Origin of the sequence: Streptomyces spinosus, assembly GCF_020400655.1 — a bacterium.
Taxonomy (GTDB): Bacteria; Actinomycetota; Actinomycetes; order Streptomycetales; family Streptomycetaceae; genus Streptomyces; species Streptomyces argyrophylli.
The window spans coordinates 1-763 of the sequence record NZ_JAINRC010000063.1; the positions used below are offsets into that span (position 1 = coordinate 1).

Consider the following 763-nt stretch of genomic DNA (forward strand, 5'->3'; position numbering starts at 1 on the left):
GGCCGCCACCGACGCCGCCAGGGTGGCGAAATGGCCGGCCATACGCTCGATCGTCGCCCGCTCGAACAGATCCGTCCGGTACTCGAGCACCGCGCGCAGTCCGTCCGCCGACTCGGCCGCCGTGAGCGTCAGGTCGAACTTGGCGACACCCCGCTCGATCTCGACCGCCTCGGTCCGGGTGCCTTCCAGCTCCCACGCCCGGCCCTCCGCGCTGCCGGGCGCCTGAAGCACGAACATCGTCTGGAACAGCGGGTTGCGGGACAGGTCCCGGTCGGGAGCCAGCTCCTCCACGAGGCGTTCGAAGGGCAGGTCCTGGTGGTCGTAGGCACCGAGGGCGGTGTCCTTGACCCGGTCGAGGAGTTCCGTGAACGTCGGGTCGCCGGACAGGTCGGTGCGCAGGACCAGCGTGTTCACGAAGAAACCGATCAGGTCCTCGGTCTCGGCGCGGTTACGGCCGGCGATCGGGGTGCCCACCGCGATGTCGTCCTGACGGCAGTAACGCGCCAGGACGATCTGGAACAGCGACAGTAGCGCCATGAACAGACTCGCGCCCTGCCCGCTCGCCGTGGACCGCAGCACCTCCGCCACCTCCCGCGGCACCGAGAAGGTGACGACATCGCCCTCGCCGCTCGGCCGTGCCGGACGCTGGTGGTCGGTGGGAAGTTCGAGCGGTGTCACCCGGGCCAGGCGCTCGCGCCAGTAGGCGAGGTGGCGCTCCGCCTCGGGACCGGCGAGCCGCTCGCGCTGCCAGACCGCGAAGTCG

The 763-nt window shown here is 70.9% G+C and carries 1 protein-coding gene; it reads right to left on the reverse strand.

The genetic code is table 11. From position 1 onward, the window contains the following. A partial coding sequence (locus LG395_RS40910; RefSeq protein WP_225814663.1) for a condensation domain-containing protein occupies positions 1-763 on the reverse strand: 763 nt, incomplete at both ends.